Consider the following 223-nt stretch of genomic DNA (forward strand, 5'->3'; position numbering starts at 1 on the left):
ACCTAAGGTGACAGACACTGATGGCGACGGCATTCCAGATGATCAAGATCCTGATATCGATGGCGATGGTATCAATAATAAAGATGAAGAAGTTGCGGGCACTGATCCAACAAATCCTGATTCTGACGGTAATGGTACACCAGACGGGGATGAAGATGCGGATAATGATGGTATTCCAAATAAAGAAGAATCTGATCCAAACGGCACAATGGTAACGGATAAA

General features: G+C 43.5%; 1 pseudogene. It reads left to right on the forward strand.

The window, feature by feature from the left end:
- Positions 1-223, forward strand: a pseudogene (locus tag CD111_RS12565) (hypothetical protein); the annotation flags it as partial.

It is taken from the genome of Mammaliicoccus stepanovicii, assembly GCF_002902525.1.
Lineage (GTDB): Bacteria > Bacillota > Bacilli > Staphylococcales > Staphylococcaceae > Mammaliicoccus > Mammaliicoccus stepanovicii.